The sequence below is a fragment of the Nonomuraea purpurea genome (genome assembly GCF_042650645.1).
Taxonomy (GTDB): Bacteria; Actinomycetota; Actinomycetes; order Streptosporangiales; family Streptosporangiaceae; genus Nonomuraea; species Nonomuraea purpurea.
Window position 1 is genome coordinate 35106 of sequence record NZ_JBHSBI010000014.1, and the last position, 20201, is coordinate 55306.

Genomic DNA, 20201 nt, shown 5'->3' on the forward strand with positions numbered 1-20201 from the left:
ATGATCGAAGATGGCATCGAGCGAGCCGCTCGGCGTCGTCGCCGGGCGCGGTCAGGGAGGATGGGCGATGGACACGACGTTCTGGGATGAGGCGGACCGCCTTCTGATCCGCTACGGAGTCGGCTTCACCCCGCGAGTCATCGAACGGGCCCGCGGCGCGTACGTCTACGACCGCGAGGGCACGCCGATCCTCGACTTCACCTCGGGGCAGATGAGCGCCATCCTCGGGCACGCGCACCCGGACATCGTGGCGACGGTGTCGTCGGCGGTGGCGTCGCTGGACCACCTCTACAGCGGCATGCTCAGCGCGCCGGTGGTGGAGCTGGCGGGCAGGCTCACCGCGACCCTGCCCGCCACGCTGGGCAAGATGCTGCTGCTCACCACGGGTGCCGAGGCGAACGAGGCCGCGATCAAGATGGCCAAGCTGTGCACGGGCAGGTATGAGATCGTCTCGTTCGACCGCTCCTGGCACGGCATGACCCAGGGGGCGGCCTCCGCGACGTTCTCGGCGGGGCGGCGCGGCTACGGTCCGCCCGCTCCGGGCAACCTCGCGCTGCCCGCGCCGAACGCCTACCGGTCGCCGTTCCGGTGCTCCGACGGGTCGTACGACTGGGAGGCCGAGTTGGCCTACGGCTTCGCCCTGGTCGACCGGCAGTCCGCAGGAAGCCTCGCCGCCTGCCTGGTTGAGCCCGTCCTGTCCTCGGGCGGGATCATCGACCCGCCGCCTGGCTACCTGCGCCGCCTCAAGGAGATGTGCGAGGAGCGCGGGATGCTGCTCATCCTCGACGAGGCGCAGACCGGTCTCGGCCGCACCGGCACGATGTACGCGTTCGAGCGCGACGGCGTCACCCCCGACGTCCTGACGTTGTCCAAGACCCTCGGAGCCGGGCTGCCCGTGGCGGCCGTCGTCACGACCGCCGAGATCGAGCAGGTCTGCCACGAGCGGGGGTTCCTGTTCTACACCACGCACGTCTCCGACCCGCTGGCCGCCTCCGTCGCGCTGACCGTCCTCGACGTCATCGACCGGGACGGCCTCGTCGAGCGTGCCGCGCGGCTGGGCGGGCAGCTCACCGAGCGACTGCTGGCGCTTCGCGACGCCTACGAGGTCGTCGGCGACGTACGCGGTCGTGGTCTGCTGCAAGGCGTCGAGCTGGTCAAGGACAAGACGAGCAAGGCCCCCGCCGACGCGCTGGGCAAGGCGGTCACCTCGGCCTGTCTCGAACGGGGGCTGCACATGAACATCGTCCAGCTCCCCGGGATGGGCGGCATCTTCCGTATCGCCCCGCCCCTCACGATCGGCGACGACGAACTCCACACCGGCGTGGACCTCCTCGAAGCATCACTGAAGGCCGTCCTCGACGCCGCCGCCCGGTGAGGCCGCGTCCGAGGGCGGGCTGATCGTCGATCAGCGGCTACGACCTCATCACCGGGCTCTACACCGTGCGCAATCCCCAGAAGCTGGCGTATATGGAGCGGAGGCCACCCTGCACCACTGAGTCCAGGACCGCCGCCGCGCCAGCTGAAACAGAGTGGGCCCGGCGTGAATGTCCGATCGCATGTCACAGGCGGCAGGACCGTCTCGTCTCGGGTCTCGACAACGGGTTCTGAAGGAAACGCCGGGCGAGGAGCCATCCGATGAATGAGCAGGCCATACAGAAGATCGCACTGGTCACCGGTGCGAACAAGGGGATCGGGCGGGCGGCCGCCGAGCGGCTCGCCGCGCTGGGCATGACGGTCCTGATCGGAGCCAGGGACCCTCGGCGAGGCGAGGAGGCCGCCGCGGAATTGCGCGCGGCGGGCGGCCACGTGCACGCCATCACCCTGAACGTCACCGACCAAACCGCCGTCCGGGAAGCCGCCGAGCAGATCCAAGAGCGCTTCGGCCGTCTCGACGTGCTGATCAACAACGCCGGCATCACCGGCTCCGGAAACGTCTCCCCTGAGGACGCCACCGATCAGATCCCCAGCGCCGTCGACCTGGACATGGTGCGGGCGGTGTTCGAGACCAACGTCTTCGGGGTGATCGCCGTGACCAATGCCATGCTGCCGCTGCTGCGGCGGTCACCGGCGCCACGCATCGTCAACGTCGGCAGCCACGCCGGGTCGTTGACCCTCATGAGCGACCCGGACGGGCCCTTCGCGGCACTACTGCCGTCGGCCGCCTACTCGCCGTCCAAGTCCGCGCTGAGCGCGCTGACCGTGCAGTACGCCAATGAGCTGCGCAAGGACGGCATCCTGGTCAACGCCGTCGCCCCCGGCTTCGTCGACACCGACAGTAACGACCACACCGGGCACCTCACGCCCGCGCAGGGGGCCGCGATCCTGGTGCGCATGGCCACGCTCGACACGGACGGGCCGACCGCGGGGTTCTTCGGTGAGGAGGGCCCATTGCCCTGGTGAGGGCGATCTCGGCCCGGCCACTCATGCCGGATGTCACGGACAGGTTCTGATCAGGAGAAGGAAGAGGTATGACACCTGCGGAGGAGTTCCAGGATCTGCGACCGCTGCTGTTCTCGATCGCCTACCGGATCCTGGGCAGTGTGAGCGAGGCCGAGGACGCGGTCCAGGAGACCTGGCTGCGCTTCCAGGTCTCCCCGACACAACCCACGTCCACCAAGGGCTTCCTCGCTGCCACGGTGACCCGGATCTCGATCGACGTACTGCGCTCGGCTCGCGTCCGGCGGGAGGCGTACGTCGGACCGTGGTTCCCCGAGCCCCTGCTGACCGACCCCTACCAGGACCCCGAGCGGTCGGCGGAGCTGGCCGACTCGCTGTCGATGGCGGCGCTGGTGCTGCTCGAGCGACTCAGCCCGCTCGAACGCGCGGTCTTCGTCCTGCGCGAGGTGTTCGGGTTCGACTACCCCCAGGTCGCGTCGGCGGTGGGACGTTCGGAGGCGGCGTGCCGCCAGCTCGCGATGCGGGCGCGCCGCCACATGGACGCGGGACGGCCCCGGTTCGAAACCGACCGGAAAGAACGCGACGAGCTCGCCGGGCGATTCCTCGACGCCTTCCGGGACGGGGACGTCGGCAGGCTGCGGGAACTCCTGGCCGCCGACGTCCAGATGGTCGGCGACAGCGGCGGCAAGGCCCCGCAATGGGGCGACCGCTTCGTCGGCGCCCAGAACGTGGCCCGGATACTCGACGCGCTCGTCCCGCGGTTTATCCAGATCGGAGCGAAGGTGGAGCCGCACCAAGTGAACGGTCGGTCAGGCGCGATCTTCCGCGACCGGGACGGCAAGGTCCTCAGCACCTGGGTGTTCGACGTCCTCGACGGGCGGATCCAGACGATCCGCACGGTGAACAACCCCGACAAGCTCCGGCATATGGGTCCCGTGGCGGACGCCTGGGTGTCCCTCCGCGAGGCGAACCGGGCCACGGGACGATCTAGAAAGGGTTCGCTATGACCAGGTCGCGTGACCCGTCCGGACCGCGAGCCAACAATTGTCGGATGGGTCCGGCAGGATGGCTGCCATGGTTTCTTACCAGCTGGTCATTGACTGTGCGGAACCCGAGCGGATGGCCCGGTTCTGGGCGGGCGCGCTGCGGTACACGGTGGAGCCGCCGCCGGGTGGATTCGACACGTGGCGGGATTACTGGCGCACTCTCGGAGTGCCGGAGGACGAGCTGGGCGAGGGGGACGGCAGCGACAGCATCGTCGATCCCGAGGGGTACGGGCCGAGGATCTGGTTTCAGCAGGTGCCTGAGGGCAAGGTGCTCAAGAACCGGTTTCACCTGGATGTGAAGGTGGGCGGCAAGCGGGAGGACGTACCGCTGGAGACCCGGAAAGCGCGGGTGGATGCCGAGGTGGAGCGGCTTGTCCAGGCGGGGGCGTCCGTTGCGCGGGTGCTGTCGCAGCCCGGGATTGATCACTATGCGGTGGCGATGGTGGATCCCGAGGGAAACGAGTTCGATGTGGTCTAGCGCCGTTTTCCACACGTCATCCGTGGGGCTTCTCATCCACCACTTTCCTGACGCCTCGTAGCCGCGGCACTGGAGTGTCCGGTGGGCCAGTCATTGACCTGTCTCGCGCAGTGAACGGCCAGCCGGTGCACGGTCTCCCAGAGATCGGGACGCCGGCGGAGCAGCAGATAATTCGAGAGGGTCGCCGCACCGCGCTGTCGTTGAGCTCTCAGGCAAGCCACACACGATTGGCCAAAGGTGGGCGGACATCTCCCCTTTCTTGGGGAAGAGCCCTGCCGTCGACGTCGCCGCCGGACACGCATACCTCGACCTCGTTGAGGAAACCCTCGGCTGACGTCGCCCCCCGAGGACGCGGTCAGACGGCTGCGTACTCGCGCGTTCCATACACAGCGAGCATTGGGCCTAGGTGATCACCAACAAGTTTCAGGGATTGAGCTCCGTGGGAACCGTGGGAACCCGCCAGAGAATGGTGGGGGCAGGCAGGCGGCGCCTGCGGTGGAGTCGGCTGGCGGCAAGCGCGCCCGCAGCGAAGGAGAGCGCCATCATCCTGCCCTTGGGGCAGCACGACCACCTCGGACACGAGTGGGAGCCGATCACAGGACGGAGCGAGACTGCGCCGGTGGTCGGGGTGATATTCCCTTGCCTTGCCTCGGGCGCTATGGGTGGCGATGAGAAGTTAGGTGACTCCGCCAGGGGTTGCGACGAGGGAACGTGATGAGCTGGCTCGGCTGCGGGTCGTGAGATGGTGCGGCGGTGGACCGGCTTGGCTTTCTGAGCGTCGCGGCCGTGTTTGGGCAGGATCAGTCGCCATCCCGGTTCCAGGGCGTCCGGGTTGGTCAGTCGTGCCCCGCCGGGCTGTGTGTGAGATATCCCTCTCCCGTCGTCGTAGCGCTGGTGGTCTGGGGGAGGTGACCATGTGGTGATGACCTCCTCGCCCCGCCCGCCGCACGTCGGTGGCCGACCGGATCCGATAGGCGGGACTACCGCGCTCGGTGGAGAGCCCGCTCCCGCCCGCGGGTACTTGCTGGACAACGCGCGCGCCGAGGCGGGCGAGCGATTCGTTTGGCTGGCCGAGCTGTTCGACGGTGTGACGCGGGGACACTTCGATCGACTGGGGGTCAGGGTTGGCTCGCGCTGCTGGGAGGTGGGGGCCGGCGGCCGCAGTATCCCGGAGGCGCTCGCGGCGGCCGTCGGTCCGACCGGGTACGTGCTGGCCACGGACATCGACCCGTCGTGGCTGAAGGCAGGCGGCGGGTACGAGGTGCGCCGGCACGACGTCGCCGCTGATCAACCCCCGGAGCCGGGGACATTCGATCTGGTGCACGCCCGGCTCGTGCTGGTCCATGTACCCGACCGGGCTCGGGCGTTGGCCACGATGGCGGCGGCGCTGCGGCCCGGCGGCTGGCTGCTGGTCGAGGACGCCGATACCGCTCTGCAGCCACTGGCATGCCTGGACGACAGCGGCCCGGCGCAGCGACGGGCCAACCGGCTGCGCGACGCGGTCCGGAAGCTGCTGACGCGCCGCGGCGCGGACCTGCGTTACGGCCGGACACTGCCGCGGGCATTGTGTGAGGCCGGCTTGGTAGATGTCGCCGCAGCGGGCTCTTTCCCGGTGGGCGGGCTGGCCTGCGACAGGCTGGAGGCGGCGACCATCCGGCATGTGCGCGGCGAGCTGCTCGCGGCCGGCCTGGCCGACGATGCCGAGATTGACGCGCACTTGGCCGCCATCCACGCGGGCGAACTCGACCTGACACTCGCGCCGCTGATCTCGGCCTGGGGACGCCGTCCAGCCGAGCACCCGCCGGCACGCGGTTAGATGCGGATCCAGGCGTTGTCCGACCTGCCCACAGGGAGATTTTCGGGCCGCAGGAGTAGCCCCTTACGGGGGCGGTCGTCATGCCGAGCATCGTCTCGGAAACGTCCCGCAACCCCGGTGCCGACACACCGGTCGGTACGCCCCGTGTCAGTTTCCGAAGTCGTCTGCACGAATGCGCGAAGTGGTCTGCACACCCGCAGCGTGCAGACCACCGGGTGACGTGCGGCGAAGGTGTGCCGGTGCGGTGGGGGTGGTCGCCCTCGTGTTGGCATGGAACTCCCGTCGCTACGGCGAGCCGCCACGCTGTTGATCGTCTAGAGGGATCGAGTGGTGAGCCGAGACCGGCCTCGGCGAACAATGCGCGCCCTGGCCGACCCCGGGCTGAGCGAGGGGCCGCTAGTCAGGCGAATGAGGTGCTGCTGATAGCGGGCCCGACTATGGGAAGTTCGGTGATGCTGAGGGCGAAGTCCAAGTTCCCCACCCCGTGGTTGGCGAGGCCCACCGTGACCACGCCCGCTCCTTCCAGCCAGTGCGCCATCTTCAGGCCGCCGACGTCCAGCGGGCGCAGCCCGAGGCTCTCGATGAACGCCGCCACACTTGCCTTGGCCTGCGCATTGTCGCCGGCGATGAAGACGTCGGGCCGACCCTTCTCCAGGACATGACGGAAGATGGTGTTGAACGCCTTCACCACGCTGGCGCTGGCCGGGGCCGCCTTGGCGACTTCCTGCGCGATCGAGGTCTCCTCGCGGTGGGCTAGCCCGTCGAACGTGGAATTGAAGGGATTGCTGATGTCGACGATGACCTTGCCCGCGAGAGCGTCTCCGTACTGGGCGACGACCGGCACGACACCGTCGTACAACAGGGCCACGATGACGATGTCCCCGGCCGGGGCGGTGCCCCATTCTCCCGTCGTGGCGCCGCCGCCGAGAGCCTTGGCCAGGTCAGCGGCCTTGGACTGATCGCGGCCCATGACCTCGACGGTGTTGCCGCCCGCTACTGCCCGCGCGCCGATGGTGCGGGCCATGTTCCCGGTGCCGATGATGCTGATGTTGCTCATGAGATGTCCTGCCCTGGTTGTGCGTTGTTCGGTTTAGATGGCGGTGGTGCCGCCGTCGGCGACGAGTTCCATGCCGTTGACGTAGCTGGAGTCGTCGGAGGCCAGGAAGAGGGCGGCGGTGGCGATTTCGTCGGGGCGGCCCATCTGGCCGCGGGGGATGAGGGACTCGAACTGGCGCTTGGTGGCCTCGTCGAAGAGTTCTTCCTGCTTGGCGGTGGCGACCTGGCCGGGGGTCAGGACGTTGACGCGGATGCGGCGGTCCTTGAGTTCGTTGAGCCAGACGCGGGCCCAGGCCTGCTGGACGGCCTTGCTGCCGGCGTAGACGCTCCAGCCGGGGAAGGCGCCGAGGGAGGCGTTGGAGCCGGTCATGAGGATGGAGCCGCCGTCGTTGAAGAGCGGGAGAGCCTTCTGGACGGTGAACAGGGTGCCGCGGGCGTTGAGCCAGAATGCGGCGTGGAAGTGAGCCTCGGTGATCTCGCCGAGCGGGGCGGGCTCGCCCACGCCGGCGCTGGCCCACAGCACGTCGAGGCTGCCCTTCTCCCGCTTGACGGTGTCGTACAGGCGGTCCAGGTCGTCCAGGTCGGCGGCGTCGCCCTGGACGCCGGTGACGTTGCGGCCGATCTGCTTCACGGCCTCGTCCAGGGCGTCCTGGCGGCGGCCGGTGATGAAGACGTGCGCTCCCTCGTCGACGAAGAGCTTCGCGCCGGCCAGCGCCATGCCGGTGGTGCCGCCGGTGATGACCGCTACCTTCCCGTCAAGCTTTCCCATGGTTGCTCCTTTGGGTCGGTGGTGCCGTGCGCACCTGGGGTGTCGGCGTTATGTACACCGCTCTGTGTGCTTACGGTATGGGGCGAGCGGCCGGGACGCAAACTATGTACACCGGTCGTTACCCAACTGGGTACCATTGACCCATGACGGAGTTGGAGAAGGGCCCCAAGGGTCACCGCCGTGGCCGGGGCGCCCGCGAGCGCATCCTCAGCGCGTCCCAGCAGCTGTTCCGCGAGCAGGGCATCAACCGCACCGGCATGGACCAGCTTTGCGCGGCGGCCCAGGTGTCCAAGCGCACGGCCTACCAGCACTTCACCGGCAAGGACGAACTCGTCGCCGAGTACCTGCGCCGGTTCGACCCCTCCGTTCTATCCACCCTGTTCGACCGCACCGACCTCACGCCCCGCGAACGGCTCCTCGCCGCCTTCGACATCCCCCCCACCACCCCCCTGTGCCCCTACATCGCCGCCGCCGTCGAACTCCACGACCCCCAGCACCCCGCATCCCAGTACGCACGCGACTACAAGAAAGCCGTCGCCGCGCGGCTCGCCGACACCGCCCGCGAAGCCGGCGCCGCCGACCCTGAACAGCTCGGCGAGCAGCTCGCGCTGCTCATCGACGGCGCCGCGGCCCGCACCCGGGTCCTCAACGCCGACGCCTTCCCCGCCGCCGCCGCCATCGCCGCCGTCCTCATCGACAACGCCATCCCCGCCACAGCCGGCGATGACCGGCGACGGGAGGAAGTGTCAAGTTAACTCGGTACTCCGCGGCCGGGCTGGACGCGCTGCCGGTCGCGCGGCACCTGGCCCGGACCTGCTGACTTTTACGGAACTGGTCGCCCGCCTGCTGAAGGCCGCAGCAGAAGCCGCCGGGGAGACCGGCGACCCCCGAGGACCCGCCGACGTGGTCGGCCTGGCAGCACGTACACCTGGCGCCGCGAGATCCCCAGTTCGGCCGCCGCAGCGTCCGCGGCCGCCAACCCCACCCGCGCCTCGGCGGCCAGCCGGCCGATCACCTCCGCCTGGCGTACCGCCACGTCCCATGCCTCGTCCGGGGCGGTCAGCACGCCCCGCTCAATGATCTGCGCCCGCCCGCCGTCCATGCCGGGACCTCACCGTCGCGCACGCGAGGTACGGAACAACTGCACCGTAGCGCAGAGGACTCCGAACAAGCCGGTGCTTCACAGATCTCCGGAACCCCTATCCGGGCGCGACGAGACGTGCGCAGGGGAACGAGCTATGCACCGTCGTTGCCATCGCGTAGGGAACGGATCATGCTCTGCAGGATCCGGAACGCGTCTGACTGCTCGGTCTCGGTCATGCCGGCCAGCATTCTGACCTCGACGGACCGGACCGCTACGGTCGCCTTCTCGAGGCTCCGTCGGCCGCGAGGTGTGAGCCGCGTGGGAAGAGCCTTCCCGACGGGTGCCTCCGCAGGCCTGGTCACGTAGCCGTCTCGTTCCAGGGCCTGGAGCAGCACGTTCATCGTCTGCCGTGTCACGAACGCGCCCCGCGCGAGCTCGGAGTTCGACAAGCCCGGTCGTTGAGCCAGCAGTTCGAGGCAGGAGTAGTGCGTCACGCTCATCCCGAGCGGCCGCAGCACCTCCTCCATGGCTGCACGGAGGGCGCTCGACGCCTCTTTCAGCAGGTAGCCCAGTGACGTCTCCAGGTCGACGCCGACACCGTTTTGACTCATGTCAGTATTCTGACATAGATTGACCTGTGTCAGGAAACTGACACGAAGAGAAGGAGCATCATCATGCCCGCCACCGGCCCCGACTTCATCTCCCTCCAAGCGCGCGACCTCGACGCTTCGCAGGCGTTCTACGAGCAGTACCTCGGCCTCGTCCGCTCGCAGGCCGGGCCTCCGCACGCCGTCGTCTTCGAGACGAAGCCGATCGCGTTCGCACTCCGCGACGTCGTTCCCGGCACCGATCTCGCATCCGTCGCTCAGCCCGGCATCGGTGCCGCGATCTGGCTCCACGCCACAGACGTCCAAGCCATTCACGATGCACTGGTCGCCGACGGTCACACCATCGTCTCCGCACCGATCGACGGCCCCTTCGGTCGGACATTCACCTTCGCCGACCCCGACGGCTACCAGGTCACTCTCCACGATCGCGCCGGATAGGCCAAACACCACCGGACAATCACCGGCCCCCGAAGACCGCGGTTGCGCCCGAGGTTCGAGAATCCGGGCGACGTTTGTTACCCCGGGGTGATCACCTGTCCGGCTCTTCACACTTGGGGTGGACGGAGTGTGACGTCGAGGCCGGGCGGTCATGGTTCGGCGCGTCGAGGGCCGGATAGGGGTTCCTATGCCGCCCATCCGTGGCAAAGCCAACACATCACAAGCCGGTTCACCGACAACAAGACCTGACGACGCTACGGTGCGGCCGAGGCCGTGCTTGAGGTCCAGACACTTTTCGTCAGTTCGCACGCGCCCAGAAAGCGTACGGGTCCTGCCCAGGGCGGAATCCGTGCGCCTCTGCCATGTCCGCCGCCTCTCGGAACCTGTGAGCGACGAGGGATGGGTCGTGAGCGTCGCTGCCGAAGCTGACCGCCGATCCACCCTCCTCGTGCCCCCACCGCAGGATCACCGATGACAGCGGCAACCTCGTGTTGATCTCCAGGCACCGCCCTCGCCACGACCGCTGCCTACACCCCCTTCGGCGAAGTCACCGCCCAGACCAGCCTCGGCTACCAAAGCGGCTACCCCGACCCCGACACCGGCAACGTCAACATGCACGCCCGCTGGTATCAACCCAGCACCGGCGCGTTCACCAGTCGCGACGACTGGACCCTTCCTCCCAGCCCCTCAGCTCAGGCCAACCGCTACACCTACGGCAACGCCAACCCCCTCATCTACCGCGACCCCACTGGCCACTTTCCCGACGCCGGATGTCTCAACCCAGACCGGCCGGACGACTCAATCCGTGAACGGCTTTCCTACCGAAACAGCAGTAGTTCCGGCGGCTCCGGCGGCCCCTGCGACGCTCGTGATCTGGAAAGGGGAGGCGGCACTGACATCACCGCCACGAGAACCGCACGGTCCGCACCAAATCCCTCCGCAGGAAACGGCCGAGGCCGATAGGGCCCAAATGGCAGAGGTAGCCAATCCCAATCAGCAAGTAGGGAAGTTAAGCGCAAGAACAAAAGGGAGGGATTGGCCCGCAGCTCTCGGGACCGTGACCCAAGACGGACGGAAAAATTTCCCTGACCGGCCCTTGCCGCGTGAATTCGGCTATAATGGTGAGGTTATGCGCGACTTCACCTCTCATGGCCGGCCCGATATTCCCGGCCATGAGAATCCCCATCAGCATCGATACACAGGCAATCCGACGGGTGGAAATAAAAAGTCAACTCGGAAACGGAGAGGAAATATGAGGTTATTTCCGCGCATGAGCGGCAGGAGTTATTGGGACTCATATCGGAGCCTGTTTTTTCTCGGGCTAGCCTGTTTCGGCATTCGAATCCTGGTTGCCGTAACCATGGAGATCCCCATCGGACGTGGAGAGTTCATAATTTACGGTGTGGCAGAGCTCGTCCTAGGCATTCTTGCCTTGAAGGAGTGGCGGGCTCGGTCCTCCTCAAAGGATTAGGCGTACCGCTCATACGCGCCTGGCGTGGTGATGGTGGAGTCCGATATTGGCATTACCCCGTTGCCTCGGGGAGTCCTGCCTGTCGCCCCTGCGCGGCGGCCTTCCGAGAGGGCGCTTGTTCGGCATCGTGGCCTCGACGGCGGCTGGACGGGCTGAAGCATCCTTGGCCGGCGCGGCGACTACCAGGGATCTCACATCGGTGGGCAGCGGCGAGCTGTCCACCCTTTATCCGCCATGGCGCAGGAGAACCAGGCCGAGCGTGTCGACCAGCAGGCCGTCGTCCCGCGAGCCGCCGAACGGCGGCCGAGGTGAGTGGGAGCTCCTACGAGTTCGGTGGCTGCGCTCACGGTGTCGATGTCTCCAAGGACTGGCCCCCGTACTGAGTGTCTCGGTTACCCATGGATCTGTATGGGTTCCGGTGGTCGGCGCAGCAACGTGCTCCTCCTACGTCGAGATCGGCCCTTGGGGGTCGAGGTGGCGGTAGATCGTGGCGCGGCTGACGCCGAGCCGGTCGGCGATCTGCTGGACGGTGTAGCGGCGCTTGCCGTCCACGCCCTTCATCTTGTACAGCGCGCTGGCCATCTCCACCCCGTGGGTGTCCAGGGCCGCCGGGCGCCCGCCAACGCGCCCGCGTGCGCGGGCCGAGGCCAGTCCTTCCAGGGTGCCCTCGATGATGAGTTCGCGGAGGAACTCATCGAAGGCGCCGAACATATGGAACTGCAGGCGTCCGCCCGGCGTGGAGGTGTCGATGCCCTTGAACACCGCCGGGCCCGAACGTGGACGCCATGACGACCACGATCCTCACCGCGATCGGCGCAACCGTCCTGCTTCTGCAGACCGCCACCCGCATCCCGCCCGCCCTCACCGACCTCGTCCGCGCCCTCATCCCCGTACGCGAGGCGCTACGCGAACTTCTGCACCGGCAGGACTCATCCCAGCAGCCCCCACCCCAACCAGAGCGCTAGCGGCTAGCTCCCCCGCGACGGCGGTACCCGAGGGCCGCCGCTGCCAGGTGTTCCGGAAAGGGGTACCGGGACGAGTTGCGGAACGTAACATCCGATGGACCAGACGCCGGTGGAACATCAAGATGCCGTACGTTCGCTCCACGACCCATCTCTTGGGCTGGGGGACGAACCCCTTGCCGGCGGGGTTACGCTCGACGATCTCCACGTCGATTCCCAGGTCGGCGCCATGCGCGACGACGGCGTTTTTGAATCCCTGGTCGATCAGCGCTTTGGTCACCGTGCCCTCGGTGCCGGCGGCGACCCGGTTCAGCAGGGCGATCCCGGCGGTGTTCTCGTGGGCCGAGGCGGCCAGCATGACCACGGCGATGACCAGGCCCAGTACGTCTACCGCCCGGCCGCGTTTCCTGCCCGGCACCTTCTTGGCGGCGTCTTTTCCGGTGGTGGAGGCGGGGACTCCGGCCGCGACGTGGAGGCTCTGGGTGTCCAGCACGACCAGGCTCGGGTCGGCTAATCGTTTCTTCTTCTCGCGCAGATGCCAGCGCAGCAGGTCGTGGATCGTCTTGTCGGTGCCGTCGTCGCGCCACTTGGCGAAGTAGTAGTACGTCGCGCTCTTGGGCGGCAGGTCATGCGGGAGATAGTGCCATTGCACGCCGGTCCGCCCCTGGTAGCGGATGGCATTGACGATCTCACGCAACTCGTAGTTGCCCGCGTGGCCGCTCACGGACGGATGCGCGACCTTCCATGCCGTGAGCACCGGCTCGATCAACGCCCACTGGGCGTCGGATAAGTCGCTCGGGTACGGCTTGCGCTCAGTCACTCAACCATCACAGCACGACCGGACCCGCCAACCGGCAGTAACGCTACAAATCCATACGATCACACTGCGACATCGCGGGCATAGACTTGCGAACCGCACTCTAAGTGGATGAATCCGTGGGCGTTGGACCCTGCAGGCACCCGTCTCCCGAGCCTCTCCACGCGTCGGCGTGTGACGACAGCGGGCACACCGGGGAGGTGCGCGAGTCCGTGTTCCTCGCCTGTCGGTGCCGGATCGGGCCTCAGGTGTCATACCGTTGACCAGGGGTCGCCGTAGAGTGGGGTGAGCTCGAACACCGGGTGGCGTCCGGCCTCGGCGACGAAGTCCTCCACCGGGGAGTCCTTGGTGGCCTGGAAATACGGTCGGGCGGGTGCCGAGAAGCCCGCATAGCGCTTCAGAACGGGTCCGGCCTCCGCGGGCGCGAGCTCCCGGATGGTGTAGGCGCGTGCGGTGAACCGGCGGCGCAACATCACCTTTCCGGTGGCACGAGCGTTGAACACCCAGGAAACCGCCCCATAGGGGGCGACCAGCCAGCGCCTGCCCTCGTGTTCGACGATCGCCACGGGCTGGGTGCGCAGGCGGCCGCTCTTGCGGCCTCGGGTGGTCAAGAGGTAGCCGCGGGGGATCAGGCCCGCACGGATGAGCACGCCGACGATCGCGTTGCCCGCCCGGATGATCCGGCCCGCACGGTACGGTCTGGTCGGCCCGGCGACCTTGCCGGAGCGGCCGGTGGCCATGTCAGCCATGTCATGCGCCTTTCGTCGATCGTGCGATGGGGGCGGCACTCAGAGCGCCCTTCGTCATCGTTTGTCCGCTCCCTTCGGCTTCAGCGGAAGTGGTCGGCGTGTCTGTCGGCCCACTCGGCATATGTGCCCGGCGGGCCGCCGGTGGCCTGGTGCACCCCTGGGAGGATCGGGGCGGTCGCGTCAGTGGCGGCGGCCAGGACGCCGATCATGGCATCCGCGATCACGGGTGGGTGGTCGGCGACGAGGGCCGTCTGGAACTCCAGCGGCGACAGCTTGGTGAAGCGAAGGGGCCGCCCAAGCGCCTCGCCGAGGATCGCCACCCGTTCGACGGTGGTCAGCGGTTCCGGCCCGGACAGTTCGTACGTGTGGCCCACGCGGTCGTCGTCCAGCAACGCGGCGGCGACGACCGCGGCGACGTCGTGTTCGTCGACCGGTGCCAGCGAGGCGTCGGGGAAGGCGTTGCGCACCGTGTCCTCGGCACGGATCGCGGGCGCCCAGGACAGGTCGTTGGCCATGAACGCGGTCGGCCGGACGAATGTCCAGGGCAGGCCGGAGGCGCGTACGGCGTCTTCGTTGGCGCGATGCTGCCGCTCGATCACGTTGGGCCCACCGGGGAGCGACGCCGAGGACAGCAGGACGATCCGGCGTACGCCGGCCTTTCGCGCGTGCGTCAGCAGGTCGGCGAGGGGCCACCCGGGCACGGGGAACAGATAGGCCACGTCCACACCCTCGAACGCCGCCCCGACGGACGCCGGTACCCGGAGATCGCCGAGCATGGCCGCGGCGCCGCCGGGCAGCCGAGCCTCGTCGGGACGCCTGGTGAGCGCCCGCACTGCCGCGCCCGCCGTGGTCAGTTCGTGAATGACCCGGCCGCCTATCCGGCCGGTGGCCCCGGTCACAAGGATCATGTGCCTGCTCCTTCCTCAGATGCTCAGCAGGGAGATGCTGTAGACGACGATCCAGGAGGCCCAGCCGAGCCAGCCGAACAGGCCCGTCAGCGCGATGCGGTTGGTGCTGTCGGCGTTGTACGGGGCGGCCGTGGAGGAGACGAACAGCAGGGCCGCGCTGATCCAGCCCAGCCACGCGTGCCAGGCGGGGATGAACGCGAGGCTTGCTCCGGCGGCGGTGAAGCCAAGCACTGCGATGGCCAGGAAGACCTGGTTGAACCCGAACAAGACGGTGCTGAAGGCCCACAGTCCGGCCACTGAGCCGCGGTGGTGCCGGGCGGCCGCGGCCATCCCGAACCGCAGTGATTCGACCACCATGAACGTCGCGTTCTGCATGAGGACGCCGGCGAAGCCGGCCAGGGCCCAGATGTTGCTTCCGATCTGGTCGCCGCGCCAGAGCACGGCGAGCAGTCCGGCGGCGAACAGGGTGGTGAACAGCCAGGAGGCCGGCGCGAACACCGAGGGCGCGTTGATCCGCTTGCCGATGCCGGCCAGCGCGTCGGTGGCCGTGTCCAGGGATTGGCCGGAGGTGGGCAACGGGAGTCCGGCGCGGACGTAGATGACGTTGATGACGACCGCGAGCAGCACGAATCCGATGCCTGCCGCACCCGCCAGACTGGTGATGGTCACGGTGACCACCAGTTGAATTTATGATGCATATATTGAATATAAGCTACGGAAAGGCTCGATGCAATCATGGAGAACGAGCCAGGACGGCGCCGCTACAACTCACTGCGCCGCGTCGCGCAGGCACACCAGACGCGAGCGGAGATCGCCGACGCCGCGCGCCGGCTGTTCCTGTCACAAGGATGGGCGGCGACCACCGTGCGCGACGTCGCCCGGGAGGCGGGGGTCTCCGTTCCGACCGTGTACGCGGCGTACCAGAACAAGGCGGGGCTGGTCTGGGCGCTGGCCGACGCCGCGGACCTGGCCGCGGACCTGCCCCAGGCGATCGACGAGTTGGAGGCCACCGCCGACCCCCGGCGGCACCTGGCCACGATGGCCGGCTACGACCGGCGCCTGTATGAGCGGGCGGGCGATCTCATCGCTCTGATCCGTGACGCGGGCCGTACCGAGCCCGAGCTCGCGGACACCTATCTGCTGGGCCGGCGGCAGGTCGGCGAGCACCGCCTCCAGGTGTTCTCCTCCTGGCCGGACGGCACGCTCCGTCCCGGGCTGGACGCCCCCACCGCCGTCGACATCTACGCCGCCCTGTGCAACATCGACGTCTACACCACCCTCCGCACCGAACGCTCCTGGTCACCCGACCGGATCGAGCGCTGGTGGGGTGAGGCGCTGGCCCGCGAACTGCTGAGCCGTTCGGCGACGGTGAAGCCCAGCAGCGCCATGGCCAGGAAGATCTGATTGAAGCAGATCAGCGCGTCGGTCAGCCTCCACGGGCCGGCGGTTCGATCGGATCAGGCCGACCGTTCAGGCGGATCATGTGACCCTTCATCCCTGACTGCCAGCCCAACGCACTTCCGACAGGCTCTCTGGGCCGAGGCCACGAATCGCAGGGACCAGCCGTAGAACTGCAACGGGCGCGTCTCGGCCCCGCAAAGACCCGTGCTCGTCTCCGGCCGCATTGCATGCTGAACGATCCTCGCGCCACGCCCGGTACGCCCAGGTGATAGACGGTTTCCTGTATGCGGCCGTCTTCATCGGTTTCGATCACGGTCAGATCATCCAAGGCCACCGACCAGCGCCGCACCCCTCGAGGCCAATCCCACGGGTTACCGTCGAGTCGCACCACGGCGACCTTGCCGAACCTCGTCAGGGACATGATGACGCCGCACCAGCCCTCCAGTTCATCTCCGCAGGAGCGTGTCATCGCTGGACTGTGCTTCAGCTCCGTGATCATCACACGGTTGTCCGGGATCTTCAGGCTTGTCACCACCAGCCCTTACCCTCCAAGGCACGACGACCCCGCCCGCCGGTTGGCATCGAGACCCACTTCATCGAAGGTGTCCCATCAGTACGGCAGTCCACTGCGCCATGGCTGCCCCGCCGTCCCATCGCGGACGTTGGAAGCTGAGACGAGTAGGACCGGCTTGCCCGCGGTGATCAGATCGCCGATCGCCTTTTTCGGCAGCGATCCAGACGAAGGTGTACGGGCCGCCGTCCAGCGGCCGGGACCGGAACTGCTCGACCATCACGTCGAGCTCGGCGGCCATCGCCGAGATCTGCGACTTCGACAATGAGGTGATGCCCATCGCCTCGGCCAGCTTCTCCACCCGCCGCGTCGACACCCCGAGCAGGTAGCTGGTTGCCACTACGGAGGTGAGCGCCCGCTCGGCCCGGCGTCGCTTGTCCAGCAGGAAGTCCGGGAAGTAGGAGCCCTGGCGTAGCCGGGGCACGGCCAGTTCGATGCTCCCGGCGCGGGTGTCCCACGGCCGGGCGCGGTAACCGTTGCGGGTGTTGACCCGCTCGCCGCTGATCTCGCCGTAGCCGGCGCCGCGCAACTGCTCGACCTCGGCGTCCATCATCCGCTGGGCGAACTCGCGGATCATCGTCCGGAGCAGGTCCGGGCTCGCCGCGGCGAGAGTGTCTTCCAAGTACTCCCCGGCAGCAGGCACAATGTCATTGACGGCCACTTCGTCCCCTTCGTGTTGATATGAGCGAATCGAAGGATTGCGGCGTGGCCGTCTTCTGTCACATGGATCTCTCCCGCACCACAGCTTGGGCTAGATCACCCGCACACCATCTCCCTGGACGTGAACGCTCGCGGCCGACGAATGTGGCCGCCCGCCGACGGGGCAAACCGGCCAACCCTGGAGGTAACTGGACCTGGACGGCATTGGGCAGCGGCCGACGGGGCGTCTCAACGGTGGCCGTCTCGTGGACGATCAGATCCCGTCCGGCCTGATACACCCGGCCGTGCCCCGAAGCCTGGCCCTTCATCGACGACGCCCCGGGATCACCGCTCATGGATGGTCTGGTCACGGCCTGCCTGGTAGACACGGCCGCGCCCGCTGGCCTTGGCTTTCAACACCAGCGAACCGATCCGCTCCCGCGAGGTCGGATCCAGCGACGGGGTGAGCACCTCGTCCAGCATCCGCCGGATCTCGACCGCCAGCGACGGGTCGGCGCGCAGCAACTGCTGCAGCCGGACCTGCCACGCCCCGGCCAGGGCCTGCTCGGTGTCGGCGTCGCCGTCCCGGCGAGCCTCCAGCACCTGCTCGCGCACCTCCACCAACTCGGCCTCGACGATCTCGGCCTGCTCAGGCCGGACCTTGCGCCACAACGCGACCGCGCCCTCGCGCGCCGACTGCCAGGCGTCCGTGGCCATGGCCGTCACCAGCGCGGTACCCGCGGCCAGCACAATCGGATCCACAAAACCCCCTCCACACGCGAAGAAGACCCTTCACCGAAGATAGAACCGCCGCATGGGCTGCCACGAGCAAACAACACAAACCACAGACAAGCATCACCACCGGCGCGAGGGGAATCCTCCGCAGCGGCCCTCCACACAACCGTCCCGAAATGGACCGTTTTCGGGACGGCATTCCTGCGACGTGTGAAGGTAAGACGGCGTACCGAAACTGCCTGCCGTCGCGAGCACGGCGAGGATGGACTACGCACGAAGAAGACACGCGGACCAGAGGCACGACTCGACCCGGATCAGATGTCCACGCTGTACGCCCTGCTGGTAGGCTGCGCCTGCCGATAATTTCATCCGTGCAGGTCATCCGGCTTTCCTGGCTCTTCCTGGTGTGCGCCGCTTCGGTCCTCGGAAGGGGCCGATCGCGGCAGAATGATCGCTTGTGCTCTTTCGTCTGGCCTATCTGACCGTCATAAATGCCTTTGCCGCGCTGCGGTTGTTGCCGATGGGGGATAGGGACAAGGACGCCGAGATCCTTGTGCTACGTCACCAGATCACCGTTCTTGAACGGCAGCTCGGCGCTGGTACCAGAGTGAGGTTCGCTCCCGAGGATCGGGCCTTTCTGGCCGCGCTCCTGACGTCGTTACCGCGCGAGGTTCTGCGTCGGCTGCGGCTCCTCGTGCGTCCGGATACCGTCCTTCGCTGGCACCGCGATCTGCTGAAGCAGCGCCACGTTCGCTCCTGTCGGCCCACGCGGCCTGGGCGCCCGCCCACTGTGCGGTCCATCCGCGTGCTCATTTGCTGGCCGGACGAGGAGCCGGCGAAGAGCCGGACGCCCGCGCCGAGCACGAGGGGCGCGAGGTGGATCTGGAGTTCGTCCAGGAGCCCGGCGTTGAAGAACTGCCGCACGGTGTCGGCGCCGCCTGAGATCTGCACGTCCTTGTCCTGTGAGACCTGGCGGGCCAGGGCCAGAGCGGTGTCGATGCCTTCGGTGACGAAGGTGAAAGTGGTTCCGCCCTGCCTGATCCAGGGGTCTCGCGGGGTGTGGGTGAGGACGAAGACGGGGGCGCGGAAGGGCGGCGGGTCGGACCAGCCGACCTCCCCTTCGGCGAACATGTGCCGCCCCATGATGTAGGCGCCGGCGCGGGTGAAGTTCTCTCGGACGATGTCGTCGTCCTGGTTGGTCCGTCCGCCGTTGACGTTCTGGCGGGCCCGCCAGGCCTCAACACCGTAGACCCATTCGTGGATGCGGGTTCCGCCGTCACCGAGCGGGTTGTCGGGACGGGAGTTGGGGCCGGCGATGAAGCCGTTCAAGGACATGCCCAAGGTGGCGAAGGTCTTGCTCACGCCTGCTCTCCGGTGGTGAAGAAGCCCGTCAGGACGGGAGCGAGGATGCCGGGGTCGATGTTGTGTTCCTGGCCGGGGAAGATGTGCAGGGCGAAGTTGTCCGCCAGTGCGGCAAGTTCCCGCGCCCCGGTGAGCATGTGCGGCGCGCCGGCGTCCCCGCTGCCGACCAGGACGGGGACCTTCACCGACTGCCAGCGGTCGGCGGGCAGGGGACGGCCGGACATGCCGGCTCCCATGACCCGGCCGTCGTAGGGCAGGGTGCGGGCGATGGCTTCCATGCCGGTCCAGAAGGGGGCCTGCCGCATGCCTTCGACAGCCTCGGCGGGCATGCCCACGGCGGCGGTCATGAAGTAGGCCACGGCGTCGCCGTAGGCCTCCTGCTCCACGAGTGCCTCCAGGTGGTCGACGTAGTCGGCGGGCAGTGGCGGGCGGCTGGCGTCCGTGACGAAGGGCGGCTCGTACAGGGCCAGCCGGGTCACAGCGCTGCCCCGGGCAGTGGCCTCCAGCGCCAGTACGGCACCGGAGGACATGCCGAAGACCATGGCTTCGCCGCCCGCGCGCTCGATTAGCGCGTTCAGGTCTTCGACCTCGCGCTGCACGTCGTAGACCGCGTTGTCCCCGCTGTCGCCGCGCCCGCGGCGGTCGTAGGTGATCACGGTGAACCGCTCGGTCAGCAGACTGGCCAGTGCGGCGGAATCGCCGCGAGTCATGAACGCGCCGCCCACGAGCACCACTGCCGGGCCCGAGCCCTGCTGCTCGTAGGCGATGGTGGTGCCGTCGGCAGAGAACACCGTGTCCATGTGAAACCTCACTCACTTTGCTGCGTAGCGCACAGGGACGATGACCCCGCGACCCCATCAGGACACGACACGTGGCGTGTCGCTTGCGTCTCAG

At 67.9% G+C, this 20201-nt stretch carries 20 protein-coding genes and 2 pseudogenes; 9 read left to right on the forward strand and 13 right to left on the reverse strand.

Annotation, left to right across the window (positions count from 1 at the left end; all coding sequences use genetic code 11):
• The first annotated feature begins 10 nt into the window (after positions 1-10).
• From ACFOY2_RS26685 to ACFOY2_RS26705, 5 genes are all read left to right on the forward strand, one after another.
• Positions 11-1375 carry an aspartate aminotransferase family protein gene (locus ACFOY2_RS26685; protein WP_379530820.1) on the forward strand — a complete coding sequence of 455 codons (1365 nt, stop codon included), beginning with the start codon at positions 11-13 and terminating at the stop codon, positions 1373-1375.
• Between the two features lie 260 nt (positions 1376-1635).
• On the forward strand, positions 1636-2400 hold the full coding sequence (locus tag ACFOY2_RS26690) for an SDR family NAD(P)-dependent oxidoreductase (RefSeq protein ID WP_379530821.1): 765 nt from the start codon (positions 1636-1638) through the stop codon (positions 2398-2400).
• Between the two features lie 68 nt (positions 2401-2468).
• Positions 2469-3404, forward strand: a complete 936-nt coding sequence (locus tag ACFOY2_RS26695; RefSeq protein ID WP_379530822.1) for an RNA polymerase sigma-70 factor — start codon at positions 2469-2471, stop codon at positions 3402-3404.
• Positions 3405-3471: 67 nt separating this feature from the next.
• On the forward strand, positions 3472-3921 hold the full coding sequence (locus ACFOY2_RS26700; protein WP_379530823.1) for a VOC family protein: 450 nt from the start codon (positions 3472-3474) through the stop codon (positions 3919-3921).
• Positions 3922-4942: 1021 nt separating this feature from the next.
• Positions 4943-5737 carry a methyltransferase domain-containing protein gene (locus tag ACFOY2_RS26705; protein WP_379530824.1) on the forward strand — a complete coding sequence of 265 codons (795 nt, stop codon included), beginning with the start codon at positions 4943-4945 and terminating at the stop codon, positions 5735-5737.
• Between the two features lie 400 nt (positions 5738-6137).
• Here ACFOY2_RS26705 and ACFOY2_RS26710 read toward each other — a convergent pair whose 3' ends face one another.
• Both ACFOY2_RS26710 and ACFOY2_RS26715 read right to left on the reverse strand, forming a co-directional pair.
• A complete protein-coding gene (locus ACFOY2_RS26710; protein ID WP_379530825.1) occupies positions 6138-6794 on the reverse strand; it encodes an NADPH-dependent F420 reductase in 657 nt (218 codons plus the stop codon).
• Between the two features lie 33 nt (positions 6795-6827).
• Entirely contained in the window at positions 6828-7562 is a 735-nt protein-coding gene (locus ACFOY2_RS26715; protein ID WP_189316376.1) for an SDR family NAD(P)-dependent oxidoreductase, read from the reverse strand.
• Positions 7563-7705: 143 nt separating this feature from the next.
• Between ACFOY2_RS26715 and ACFOY2_RS26720 the strand changes: the two genes are divergently transcribed.
• Entirely contained in the window at positions 7706-8317 is a 612-nt protein-coding gene (locus ACFOY2_RS26720) for a TetR/AcrR family transcriptional regulator (RefSeq protein ID WP_379530826.1), read from the forward strand.
• 68 nt (positions 8318-8385) lie between these two features.
• Here ACFOY2_RS26720 and ACFOY2_RS26725 read toward each other — a convergent pair whose 3' ends face one another.
• Both ACFOY2_RS26725 and ACFOY2_RS26730 read right to left on the reverse strand, forming a co-directional pair.
• A complete protein-coding gene (locus ACFOY2_RS26725; protein ID WP_379530827.1) occupies positions 8386-8664 on the reverse strand; it encodes a hypothetical protein in 279 nt (92 codons plus the stop codon).
• Between the two features lie 134 nt (positions 8665-8798).
• Positions 8799-9257 carry a MarR family winged helix-turn-helix transcriptional regulator gene (locus ACFOY2_RS26730; RefSeq protein ID WP_379530828.1) on the reverse strand — a complete coding sequence of 153 codons (459 nt, stop codon included), beginning with the start codon at positions 9255-9257 and terminating at the stop codon, positions 8799-8801.
• A 63-nt stretch (positions 9258-9320) separates the two neighbouring features.
• Between ACFOY2_RS26730 and ACFOY2_RS26735 the strand changes: the two genes are divergently transcribed.
• On the forward strand, positions 9321-9692 hold the full coding sequence (locus tag ACFOY2_RS26735; RefSeq protein ID WP_379530829.1) for a VOC family protein: 372 nt from the start codon (positions 9321-9323) through the stop codon (positions 9690-9692).
• Positions 9693-10232: 540 nt separating this feature from the next.
• A pseudogene (locus ACFOY2_RS26740) lies at positions 10233-10655 on the forward strand (RHS repeat-associated core domain-containing protein); the annotation flags it as partial.
• Between the two features lie 952 nt (positions 10656-11607).
• Here ACFOY2_RS26740 and ACFOY2_RS26745 read toward each other — a convergent pair.
• From ACFOY2_RS26745 to ACFOY2_RS26765, 5 genes are all read right to left on the reverse strand, one after another.
• A complete protein-coding gene (locus tag ACFOY2_RS26745; RefSeq protein WP_379530830.1) occupies positions 11608-11925 on the reverse strand; it encodes a recombinase family protein in 318 nt (105 codons plus the stop codon).
• A 120-nt stretch (positions 11926-12045) separates the two neighbouring features.
• Positions 12046-12945, reverse strand: a complete 900-nt coding sequence (locus tag ACFOY2_RS26750) for an IS5 family transposase (RefSeq protein ID WP_379530831.1) — start codon at positions 12943-12945, stop codon at positions 12046-12048.
• A 248-nt stretch (positions 12946-13193) separates the two neighbouring features.
• Positions 13194-13691 carry a nitroreductase family deazaflavin-dependent oxidoreductase gene (locus ACFOY2_RS26755; RefSeq protein ID WP_379530832.1) on the reverse strand — a complete coding sequence of 166 codons (498 nt, stop codon included), beginning with the start codon at positions 13689-13691 and terminating at the stop codon, positions 13194-13196.
• An 80-nt stretch (positions 13692-13771) separates the two neighbouring features.
• Positions 13772-14599 carry an NAD(P)H-binding protein gene (locus ACFOY2_RS26760; protein WP_379530833.1) on the reverse strand — a complete coding sequence of 276 codons (828 nt, stop codon included), beginning with the start codon at positions 14597-14599 and terminating at the stop codon, positions 13772-13774.
• Positions 14600-14614: 15 nt separating this feature from the next.
• Positions 14615-15268 (reverse strand): hypothetical protein, encoded by a 654-nt coding sequence (locus tag ACFOY2_RS26765; RefSeq protein ID WP_379530834.1) that lies wholly within the window; start codon positions 15266-15268, stop codon positions 14615-14617.
• A gap of 66 nt (positions 15269-15334) precedes the next feature.
• Here ACFOY2_RS26765 and ACFOY2_RS26770 point away from each other — a divergent pair, with 66 nt between their 5' ends.
• On the forward strand, positions 15335-16003 hold the full coding sequence (locus ACFOY2_RS26770; protein ID WP_379530835.1) for a TetR/AcrR family transcriptional regulator: 669 nt from the start codon (positions 15335-15337) through the stop codon (positions 16001-16003).
• 722 nt (positions 16004-16725) lie between these two features.
• Here the strand turns inward: ACFOY2_RS26770 and ACFOY2_RS26775 are convergent.
• From ACFOY2_RS26775 to ACFOY2_RS26790, 4 genes and pseudogenes are all read right to left on the reverse strand, one after another.
• Positions 16726-17217: pseudogene (locus ACFOY2_RS26775) on the reverse strand (transposase); the annotation flags it as partial.
• Between the two features lie 338 nt (positions 17218-17555).
• Positions 17556-17972 carry a hypothetical protein gene (locus ACFOY2_RS26780; protein ID WP_379530836.1) on the reverse strand — a complete coding sequence of 139 codons (417 nt, stop codon included), beginning with the start codon at positions 17970-17972 and terminating at the stop codon, positions 17556-17558.
• Between the two features lie 534 nt (positions 17973-18506).
• A complete protein-coding gene (locus tag ACFOY2_RS26785; protein WP_379530837.1) occupies positions 18507-19307 on the reverse strand; it encodes a dihydrofolate reductase family protein in 801 nt (266 codons plus the stop codon).
• Positions 19304-20107, reverse strand: a complete 804-nt coding sequence (locus tag ACFOY2_RS26790; protein ID WP_379530838.1) for an alpha/beta fold hydrolase — start codon at positions 20105-20107, stop codon at positions 19304-19306. The genes ACFOY2_RS26785 and ACFOY2_RS26790 overlap by 4 nt, the downstream gene beginning before the upstream one ends.
• Between the last annotated feature and the right edge of the window lie 94 nt (positions 20108-20201).

What these genes read in the sequence shown, in the direction of transcription:
- ACFOY2_RS26685 (WP_379530820.1), top strand. Translation starts at nt 11, where the DNA reads ATGGCATCGAGCGAGCCGCTCGGCGTCGTCGCCGGGCGCGGTCAGGGA.
- ACFOY2_RS26690 (WP_379530821.1), top strand. Translation starts at nt 1,636, where the DNA reads ATGAATGAGCAGGCCATACAGAAGATCGCACTGGTCACCGGTGCGAAC.
- ACFOY2_RS26695 (WP_379530822.1), top strand. Translation starts at nt 2,469, where the DNA reads ATGACACCTGCGGAGGAGTTCCAGGATCTGCGACCGCTGCTGTTCTCG.
- ACFOY2_RS26700 (WP_379530823.1), top strand. Translation starts at nt 3,472, where the DNA reads ATGGTTTCTTACCAGCTGGTCATTGACTGTGCGGAACCCGAGCGGATG.
- ACFOY2_RS26710 (WP_379530825.1), bottom strand. Translation starts at nt 6,794, where the DNA reads ATGAGCAACATCAGCATCATCGGCACCGGGAACATGGCCCGCACCATC.
- ACFOY2_RS26715 (WP_189316376.1), bottom strand. Translation starts at nt 7,562, where the DNA reads ATGGGAAAGCTTGACGGGAAGGTAGCGGTCATCACCGGCGGCACCACC.
- ACFOY2_RS26720 (WP_379530826.1), top strand. Translation starts at nt 7,706, where the DNA reads ATGACGGAGTTGGAGAAGGGCCCCAAGGGTCACCGCCGTGGCCGGGGC.
- ACFOY2_RS26725 (WP_379530827.1), bottom strand. Translation starts at nt 8,664, where the DNA reads ATGGACGGCGGGCGGGCGCAGATCATTGAGCGGGGCGTGCTGACCGCC.
- ACFOY2_RS26730 (WP_379530828.1), bottom strand. Translation starts at nt 9,257, where the DNA reads ATGAGTCAAAACGGTGTCGGCGTCGACCTGGAGACGTCACTGGGCTAC.
- ACFOY2_RS26735 (WP_379530829.1), top strand. Translation starts at nt 9,321, where the DNA reads ATGCCCGCCACCGGCCCCGACTTCATCTCCCTCCAAGCGCGCGACCTC.
- ACFOY2_RS26755 (WP_379530832.1), bottom strand. Translation starts at nt 13,691, where the DNA reads ATGGCTGACATGGCCACCGGCCGCTCCGGCAAGGTCGCCGGGCCGACC.
- ACFOY2_RS26760 (WP_379530833.1), bottom strand. Translation starts at nt 14,599, where the DNA reads ATGATCCTTGTGACCGGGGCCACCGGCCGGATAGGCGGCCGGGTCATT.
- ACFOY2_RS26770 (WP_379530835.1), top strand. Translation starts at nt 15,335, where the DNA reads ATGGAGAACGAGCCAGGACGGCGCCGCTACAACTCACTGCGCCGCGTC.
- ACFOY2_RS26790 (WP_379530838.1), bottom strand. Translation starts at nt 20,107, where the DNA reads ATGGACACGGTGTTCTCTGCCGACGGCACCACCATCGCCTACGAGCAG.